Source organism: Vibrio sp. Vb0888 (genome assembly GCF_033338835.1).
In the GTDB taxonomy this organism is placed as follows: domain Bacteria; phylum Pseudomonadota; class Gammaproteobacteria; order Enterobacterales; family Vibrionaceae; genus Vibrio; species Vibrio alginolyticus.
Window position 1 is genome coordinate 1 of record NZ_JAWOTL010000051.1, and the last position, 2,288, is coordinate 2,288.

The 2,288-nt window shown below is 43.7% G+C and carries 1 protein-coding gene and 2 tRNA genes; all 3 read left to right on the forward strand.

Annotated features, from left to right (window positions below):
* Position 1: 1 nt before the first annotated feature.
* Positions 2–77: transfer RNA gene (locus R7P72_RS23620), tRNA-Asn, on the forward strand.
* Between the two features lie 275 nt (positions 78–352).
* On the forward strand, positions 353–1,978 hold the full coding sequence (locus R7P72_RS23625; RefSeq protein ID WP_213907434.1) for a methyl-accepting chemotaxis protein: 1,626 nt from the start codon (positions 353–355) through the stop codon (positions 1,976–1,978).
* Positions 1,979–2,211: 233 nt separating this feature from the next.
* Positions 2,212–2,287 (forward strand) — tRNA-Phe (locus R7P72_RS23630).
* Position 2,288: the final 1 nt, after the last annotated feature.

The following is a 2,288-nucleotide window of genomic DNA, read 5'->3' on the forward strand; positions in this document are numbered from 1 at the left end:
TTCCTCCTTAGCTCAGTTGGTAGAGCGACGGACTGTTAATCCGCAGGTCGCTGGTTCGAGCCCAGCAGGAGGAGCCACTTTTAAAGCCGCATCACTTGATGCGGCTTTTTTGTATCTGCTTTATACGTCATTTCTCACTTTCCCATTTATCTGCACTTCATTTCTAAACATCAGCGAACATTAAATCCTTTCTTCAAAAACACTTATTTCACGCTAAAAATTTAATCCTCATCGTAATTTCAATACGCATTAGTATCCGAGCATATTTATCTTCACTAAGATGCCCGAGTTATTACATTTCTTCTTTTAGCTATGCCTTGCATAGTGATAACACTTTATTTGTGAGCTAAATATGAAACTAAAAACTCAAGCCTATTTATTATCTGCGATCATATTGCTAGCTCTCCTAGCTCTGACCGCAACGGGCTTATGGACACTTCGCGTCGCAAGTAACCTTGATAACAAAGCTCGAGTTACTGAGCTATTTAAAAGTGCGTACAGCATACTTACCGAAGTAGAAAAGATGGCTATCGAAGGCAAAATGCCGGAAGACGAAGCGAAAGCATTAGCCACTCGCCTACTTCGTAACAATATCTACAAAGACAATGAATACGTTTATGTCGCAGATGAAAATATGATGTTCATCGCCGCACCACTAGACCCTCAACTGCACGGTACCAGCTTCCATGACTTTAGAGATGGCAGTGGTAATAGCGTAGGCCAACTCATTCTAGATGTATTGGGGCACAAAACAGGTCAGATCGTTGAATATACCTGGAGCCAAAAACAAGCTGATGGCAGCATTGAAGAAAAACACTCGATAGCAGAAAAAACACCACACTGGGGCTGGGTTGTCGGTACAGGTATTGGCTTTAATGAAGTTAACGCACGTTTTTGGTCGACAGCACAATGGCAGCTTGTGCTGTGTCTGATTATCGCGGGAAGTATTCTAAGTGGCCTGATCATTTCGATTCGCAAAATGCTTAATCTACTTGGTGGAGAGCCTAACGACGTGCGTAAAGCAGTTCAAGCTGTCGCTCAAGGAGACATTCAGACCAGTTTTGATACTGTGGCACCGAGAGGAAGTATCTATCGTGCCGTGCAAGATATGAGTCAATCACTAGCTACCATGGTGACAAACCTAGAGAAGTCTATGCATGCACTGCGCGCAGAGTTGTTTGCCGTAGAGTCTCGATCAAATACGATTGCCGATCTTACCGTATCTCAGCAGCAATCAACGGCTATGATTGCCACTGCGATGACTGAAATGGCATCTTCAGCCAACCATGTTGCCAATTCAGCAAGCGACACCGCAAACAATACGGACGAGGCAGACAAACAAAGCCAACATACTCAGAAACTCATTCATAACACGGTTGAAAACATTCAAGGTTTAGCTTCTCAATTAAATACTGCGAGTAAAGCGGTCGCCGATCTAGATCAGGATGTAAATAATATTGTAAAAGTGCTCGATGTGATTGGTGATATTGCAGAGCAAACAAACCTATTGGCACTCAATGCAGCCATTGAAGCAGCACGTGCTGGAGAACAAGGCCGAGGCTTCGCAGTCGTTGCTGATGAGGTACGCAACCTAGCAGGACGCACACAAGACAGCACAAAAGAGATTCAGTATATGATCTCCAATCTGCAAGAAGGCTCTCGCAATGCCATTCACACAATGGAAATATGTGCAGAAACCAGTGAAAGCACTGTTACAGAGTCTAAGAATGCCTCTGAAGCTCTACAGCAAATTGTAACGGCGTTAGAATCTATCACCACAATGAGCCAGCAGATCGCTACTGCTGCCGCTGAGCAGACGCAGGTTAGCGATGATATTGCGCTACGCATAAACCTTATCGAGGAAAGCGGAGGCCAACTCAACTCTGTCGTAACCGAGAGCCAATCAAATACTCAAAGTTTAGCTTCACTAGCGAATGAGCTAGAAGGTTGGGTAAACAAGTTCTCAGTAAAGCACTAGTTTAAAGTCAATTGTTCAATAAAAAGCACGTTTTCAGACGTGCTTTTTTGTTTTTATCGCCTTTATTTTGCAAGTGAACACACTATCAATGTTAAAACATCGCTTAAAGCATGGCGCATTGCTGCTAAAAACGCATAAAAACAGCCCACTCCGAGCACAAATTCATCAAACGATATTTTATTTTAATTTTATTGTTGACCTGAAAGCCGAAAAGCCTTTTAATACACCTCGTCGCCCGGATAGCTCAGTCGGTAGAGCAGAGGATTGAAAATCCTCGTGTCGGTGGTTCGATTCCGCCTCCGGGCACCAC

Bases quoted from the DNA above. Each gene is read 5' to 3' on its own strand.
- R7P72_RS23625 (WP_213907434.1), top strand. From the start codon at position 353: ATGAAACTAAAAACTCAAGCCTATTTATTATCTGCGATCATATTGCTA.